Source organism: Bradyrhizobium sp. (assembly GCF_016462955.1).
Classification (GTDB): domain Bacteria; phylum Pseudomonadota; class Alphaproteobacteria; order Rhizobiales; family Xanthobacteraceae; genus Bradyrhizobium.
Window position 1 is genome coordinate 21,422 of the sequence record NZ_JAEMSD010000029.1, and the last position, 6,338, is coordinate 27,759.

A 6,338-nucleotide genomic window follows, 5' to 3' on the forward strand; every position below is an offset into this window, starting at 1 on the left:
GGCCGGTTTTTGACGTCGGCAGCGGGGCCGCTTCGACCTTCGCGCGCTTCCTGCAGGCGATCGAGTTCTCGCCGCTCAATTTCGCTTTGTTCGGACGCGCGGGTTCCAACCCCGAGGCGATCGAGGAAGCAGTTGCGGCCGGCGGCATGTCGGTCAAGATTCACGAGGATTTCGGCGCCGCCCCCGCGGTGATTGATCAGAGCCTCATTGCGGCAGATCGCAATGATTTCGCTGTCCACCTGCACACCGACTCGATCAACGAATACGGCTTCTGCGAGGATACGATGGCAGCGGTCGAGGGGCGCACCATCCATATGTATCACGTGGAAGGCGCCGGCGGCGGTCACGCGCCGGACCTGCTCAAGGTCGTGTCGTGGGACAACGTCATTCCCTCGTCGACCAATCCGACCAATCCCTACACGTCCTACGGCATGGAAGAGGGCGTGCCGATGACGATGATCTGTCATCAGCTCAATTACAACGCACCCGAGGACGTGATGTTCGGCGAGGCGCGGGTGCGCGCCCAGTCGATGGCCGCGGAAGACTTTCTGCACGACATGGGGGCGATCTCGATCTTCGGCACGGATACGCAAGGCATGGGACGCCTCGCCGAGAACGTCGCGAAGTGCTGGCAGCTCGCGAGCGTCATGAAGGATCGGATCGGCCGCCTGCCCGAGGAAAAGACGGCACGTGCGGACAATGAGCGCATCAAACGCTACATTGCCAAGCTGACCATCAATCCCGCCATTGCGGTGGGCATCGACCATACCGTCGGTTCGATCGAGCCGGGCAAGATGGCGGATCTCGTTCTTTGGCCGCGCGCCTCCTTCGGCATCAAACCGTATATGGTGATCAAGAACGGCTTTGTCGTCTGGGCAGCCATGGGCGACGGCAACGGCAGCCTCGGTCTGTCGGAACCGATGATCCAGAAGCGGATGTGGGGGGCGCTCGGTGCCGCGCCGCAGAGGCTGGGCGTCAATTTTATGTCGAAGCTCGCCATGGATGCCGATGTGACCCGCAAGCTCGGCCTTGAGCGCTCCGCCATCCAGATCAAGAATGTCCGGAAACTGCGGAAGGCAGACATGTTGCGCAACGCCGCGACACCCCATGTCGAGGTCGACCCTCAAACGTTCGAGGTCCGGGCTGATGGAAAGCTTCTGATGTGCCCGCCCGCGACGAAGGTGCCGCTGGCAAGACGGTACATGCTCCGATGAGCCGGCTCTCGCTCAACACTGGACTGGCGCAGCCGCGGATCGCGGCCGCTCGGGTTGGCATCGGAGGACCGGTCGGTTCGGGTAAGACTGCCTTGGTGGAGTGCTTGATCCCGGCACTCGCTGCGCGGGGCATCGATATCGCCGTCATCACCAACGATCTGGTCACGGCCGAGGACGCCGAACGGATCAGGCGCTCCGGCCTGATCGATCCGGCGAGGGTGTCGGCGGTCGAGGCGGGCGCGTGTCCGCACACCGTCATTCGCGAGGATCCCACGCTGAACATCGAGGCCGCAGATGAGCTCGAACGCCGCTTCCCGGGAGTCGAGCTCATCCTGCTGGAGAGTGGTGGCGACAATCTCGCCTCGACATTTTCGCGCGATTTGACTGACTTCTGGATGTTTGTGATCGATGTCGCCGGAGGCGACGATATTCCGCGCAAGCGCGGTCCGGGTGTCATTCGCGCCGATCTTCTCGTCATCAACAAGGTCGATCTGGCGCCTTACGTGGGCGTAGATCTGGAGCGCATGCACCGGGAGGCATTGAACGTCCGCGGAAACCGTCCGGTATTGCTTACCACTTGTCGCCGCGGCGACGGTATCGAGTCGATCGTCGATCTCCTCGAGCGCGACGTGTTGTTCAGGACATGAGCCGCGAAACGCCGAGCGAAGCAGCGCGGCTCGACCTTAGCTTCGTCCGGCGGGCCGGCCGCACCGTGATCGACAGACGCATGTTCGCTTGGCCCTTCGTGCTCACGCGCAGCTTTCACGTCGATCCGGACCGGCCGGATTGTCTCAGCGTGATCGTGCAGACGGCGAGCGGGGCGGTCCACGGAGAGGACAGTCTCGTACAACGCTTCACGCTTGGCCCCGGGACGGCCGTTTGCCTGACCAATCAAGGCGCGACGTCGGTTCATCGCGCCGAACCCGCGACGTGCGCTGCCGAGACGGTGAGACTCGATGTCGCGAGCAACGCCAGTCTCGAATATCTGCCCGAGCCGCGCATCATGTTTCCCGAGGCGGCGTTGTCACAGACCATCGAGCTTGACTGCGCGGCCGACGCTTACGCGTTGATCTTCGATGCGTTCACGATGCACGACCCCCTGGGCGAAGGCCGCTACTTCCGGGAGCTGGAATCGACCTTCTGCTTGAGAAGATCGGGTGGCGAGCCGCTGCTCATCGAACGCACCCGGGTCTACCATCCAGACCACAACCTTTTTCGTGGCTACGCCGCCTTTGGGTCAGCATTTATGGTGCTGCCCTCCGGTCATGATCCGGCGGATATCCAAAGTGAGTTGACCACGGTGCTGGAGCGGATCAACGGGCTCTATGGTGCGGCGAGCGCTCTGCCCGCGAAGGGAGGGATCGGGATCCGTCTCGCGGCCTTGGAGCTGAGGTGCATTCGTCAAGCGTTTGAGGCCGTGAGAGTGATCTATCGCGGCATCCTCTCCGCTTCGCAATGCGCGGGTCGGCAGTCATCCCAGAACAGACCGATCTTGTCAGAACACCTGCCCTTGGAAGGGGCTCGCATTCTTAGGCGAGCCGCTGCTTCTCCGGGAGCGAGCTGAGCTGGTCTAAGCAGCGAAGAACGGATTGGCCGGTCTCGCGAGGCCGAGATGGTCTCGCAACGTCGTGCCCTCATAATTCGCACGGAACAGTCCGCGTTCCTGCAGGATCGGTACGACCAGCTCGACGAAGTCGTCGAAACCCTCATGGAAGTAGGGCGGCATCACGTTGAAACCATCGGCGGCACGCTCCTCGAACCAGAGCTGGAGCGTATCGGCGATGCGTTCGGCCGAGCCGCACAGCACCCAATGGCCGCGAGCGGCGGCAGTGAGATTGTAGAGGTCGCGCAGCGTCATGTTCTCGCGGCGGCCCTTGGCGAGCATGACGCTGGCAAAGCTGTGATAGTTGTCCGACGGCGCGATATCGGGGATAGGGCCATCGAGATCGTAGGCTGACATGTCGCGGCCGAAGCGGTCGGACAGGATGGCGAGTGCATTGCTGCCGCTGACAAAGCTCTGGAGTGTATTGAGCTTCTCGAACGCCTCACCCTGCGCGCGCAGCAGGGCGCGGTGGGTGTCGCCCAGTCGAACATTACGGCGCAAGAAGCGCAGATCCTCTCCAGCAGGAGAAGTCCTGCCAGCGTGTGGTGGCGCCATTCGACGGCGTGGTCACGCAGCGTAACGTGGACAACGGCAGCCTGGTATCAGCTGGGTCCACCTTCATGTTCACGCTGATGCATTCCGACGTGATCCGAACCCAGGTGTTCGTGCCGCAGGACGAAGCGTTCGGCGTTGGTCCGGGCGTCGCTGCGGATATCCGCGTCCGCGAGATTCCGGGGCGGACGTTTGCCGGCAGAAGGCTGATCGGGCCCGAGTGCTCGACGTAGCCGGTGAAAAAGACTTGCTTCTGAGTGCTGAAACATGCCGTGTTTGGCGGCGGGACAGAAGCGCCTTGAACGCGACGATGATCCTCGTTGATTTCGTTCCGGCTTCCGTCAAAGCCTGGCACCTGGCTTGCCGCGCGCATCCGCATCAACAGCGGCCGTTGTCCTCTCGCTGTCATCTCCGGCTGCGGCTCGTTGACGGTCTCTGGTGCCGTCTTCGCAAAGCTCCTTCACCAATTCCAGCGCCTGCTGCAGATCTGGTGTGAAGAGCCCTTCGTTGAACTTCCCGACGATCGGCACAAGGAGCTCTGCCGCCTGGTCAGACCGACCCGAATCCCGCCAGAGGCGCGCCAGGCTGATTGCGGTTCGCAGTTCCCACGATCGGGCGCTCTGCATGCGCGCGACCTCCAGCGACCGTGCGAACAAATGCTCGGCCTCCGCGATCACTGCCGACCCGGCATGGGCCAGCTTCAATTCGCCTTGCAGGCGGTAGATCTCCGCGAGACAGAAGTGATCGCCCGTCCTCTTTGCGATTGCCAAGGCACCATCAAGCGCGTGCCAGGCCGCCTCCGGCACACCGGCTCTCGCATAGCCCTGCGCGAGCAGGCTTCTGAACCAGCAACTGGCGAGCCAGGAATCCTGCGCCTCGTAGCCTTCCACGCCCGCCCGCATTTCGCTCAGCCCTTCATCCATCGCACCGAGCTCAGTCAGCGACCATCCATGGAGAATTGTCGCCTGCTGTTTCCAGTGCAGGAAGCCGTGTTCCGACGAGATGGTCATCGCCCGGCTGGCATAATCCCTGGTCCCCACCACGTCGTGCATATGCTGACAAAGGTAAGCACCAAATACCAGGGCGAACGCTACCGTGAAGGGATGGCGCCTCTCTTCCGCGTCGGTAATCGCCTGCTCGCTGTTCTGCCGCGCGGTGTCGGGCCGTCCCAGGAACCATAGCAGATAGGCGAGGTATGATGACGACATGACACCAGGATTGATGAGCCTCTCGCCCGAACCGCGATGCAGGGCCGGATCATCGAGGCGGATGGAGCGTTGAAGATGATGCTGCGCCGCCAGAAACCGGCCCCGGTATAGCATGGTCTGCCCGATCGACCTGTGGGCCTCGACGAGGTACAGGGTTTGCTTGGAGAGCAGTCCGCTCGGGCGTTCCCGCCTGGCAAACTTCAGGAGTTCGGCGCTCAGACTATGGGCCTTGGCCAGGTCGGCCCGAATGAAGTGGCGCATCCAAAGGCCCCTTATCGCCGCAAGCACCTTGTCTTCATCATCCAGCTGCCGGCCGAACTCGAGGGCTCGGGTAAAATTGTCTTCGACCTCCTGTGTACCGTAACCCTTGGCAGCGATCAGCGCATTACCCAGCGCGACGCGAAGCTCCAGCTCCATTTGATCGCGATTGGGCATCTCGAGACTGGCTTGAACGACCGCCAATCCCCGCCGCAGATGGCCGATGGCCTCCAGATAGGCGCCCAGCATTGCGGCTTGCTTGCCGGCCTTGAGCCAGGAGCTTGCCGCCGGCTCGCTTTGATCGGATTCGGTCAGATGGTAGGCCAGAAGCTCCGGTTCACGCTCGGTCCTTTCCGGATACTTCCTGGCCAGCACCGAGGCGATCCGAGCATGTAGCCGTCTCCTCTCGCTGCGCAACAGGCTCGCATGCGCTGCATCCTGGATCAGCACGTGTTTGAAGGAGTAGAGCGCATCCGGCGGCTGGCCCAGCCGGACGATCAAGCCTGCCTCCTCCAGACGATCGAGCGCCGCCTCGATCTGCTCGGCTGGTAGGGAAGCGACCGCGTTCAGCATCTCGTAGGAGAACTGCCGGCCGATGGTCGCGCCGATCTGTGCGACCCTCTTGAACGGACCCATTCGATCCAGGCGCGCCATCAGCGAGTCCATCAGCGTCGCCGGGATCGCCAGTTGTCGCCACGAACCGGAGAGCACATAGCGCCCGTGGCGCTCGGTCAGAAGGTCGCTTTCGAGGACGGCTTTGGTCAACTCCTCGACGAACAGCGGCACGCCGTCGGTCTTGACGATGATGTCCTCGACGACTTCCTTCGGCATTTCGCGGCTGCCGGCGACCCGCTCGACCAGCGTCGTCCGCAGCTGCCGGCTCAGCCTGTTCAGCACCAGCGTCGTGATGTGGGAGCGAGCGCTCCAGCTCGGCTGGAATTCCGAGCGGCAGGTCATTGCGACGAGGATGGGCGTATTCTCGACCTTCTCCATCAGGAGGTCGACGACCTCCCGGGATGTCGGATCGATCCAATGTGCGTCTTCGAATGCGATCACCAGCGGCCGCTCGCGCGCAAGGCCCAGCAGATGATTGACGAGGGCGGAAACGATGGCATCCTTCTGCTGTTGCGGCGACAGATCGAGCGGCGGATAACGATCTCCGGTCGGAATCGACAGCAGCGCGGCGAAGAGCGGCGTTACCTGCTCGACTTCACCACGTGCGGCCGCTATCGCCCGTTCCAGACTCGTCAGAGAAGAGGCGGACGCGTCGTCGCGGTCCAGACCGAGGGCAAACTTGAGCTGTTCGATGAAGGGATGGAATGCCGTCGAGCTGTAGTAGGGCGAACACTGGAACGAGACGTGCCCGTGCCGGTCGCCTGCGATCCGCTCGAATATCTCCTGGACGATGCGAGACTTGCCGATGCCCGGCTCGCCGAACAGCACCACGACCTGGCCGTCGCCCGCCTTGGCCTGCTGCCAGCGGCCGAGCAGGAGCGTGATTTC

At 62.8% G+C, this 6,338-nt stretch carries 6 protein-coding genes; 4 read left to right on the forward strand and 2 right to left on the reverse strand.

Annotated features, from left to right (window positions below; translation table 11 throughout):
• The 3 genes from JHD07_RS05580 to JHD07_RS05590 form a co-directional block, all read left to right on the forward strand.
• The coding region (locus JHD07_RS05580) for an urease subunit alpha (RefSeq protein ID WP_291619820.1) at positions 1–1,214 on the forward strand (1,214 nt) is incomplete at its 5' end.
• Positions 1,211–1,861: an urease accessory protein UreG gene (ureG, locus tag JHD07_RS05585; protein WP_291619822.1), complete on the forward strand. Its 651-nt coding sequence runs from the start codon at positions 1,211–1,213 to the stop codon at positions 1,859–1,861. The genes JHD07_RS05580 and ureG, both read left to right, overlap by 4 nt.
• Entirely contained in the window at positions 1,858–2,778 is a 921-nt protein-coding gene (locus tag JHD07_RS05590) for an urease accessory protein UreD (RefSeq protein ID WP_291619824.1), read from the forward strand. Before ureG ends, JHD07_RS05590 begins: the two co-directional genes overlap by 4 nt.
• Before the next feature lie 6 nt (positions 2,779–2,784).
• Here the strand turns inward: JHD07_RS05590 and JHD07_RS05595 are convergent, their stop codons facing one another.
• Positions 2,785–3,318, reverse strand: a complete 534-nt coding sequence (locus tag JHD07_RS05595; protein ID WP_291619826.1) for a hypothetical protein — start codon at positions 3,316–3,318, stop codon at positions 2,785–2,787.
• Positions 3,319–3,359: 41 nt separating this feature from the next.
• On the opposite strand from JHD07_RS05595, the gene JHD07_RS05600 reads away from it, so the two are divergent.
• Complete coding sequence (locus tag JHD07_RS05600) at positions 3,360–3,602, forward strand: HlyD family efflux transporter periplasmic adaptor subunit (protein WP_291619829.1); 243 nt, start codon at positions 3,360–3,362, stop codon at positions 3,600–3,602.
• A 108-nt stretch (positions 3,603–3,710) separates the two neighbouring features.
• Here the strand turns inward: JHD07_RS05600 and JHD07_RS05605 are convergent.
• Positions 3,711–6,338 (reverse strand): AAA family ATPase (locus JHD07_RS05605; protein ID WP_291619831.1); only part of this gene is annotated, 2,628 nt, incomplete at its 5' end.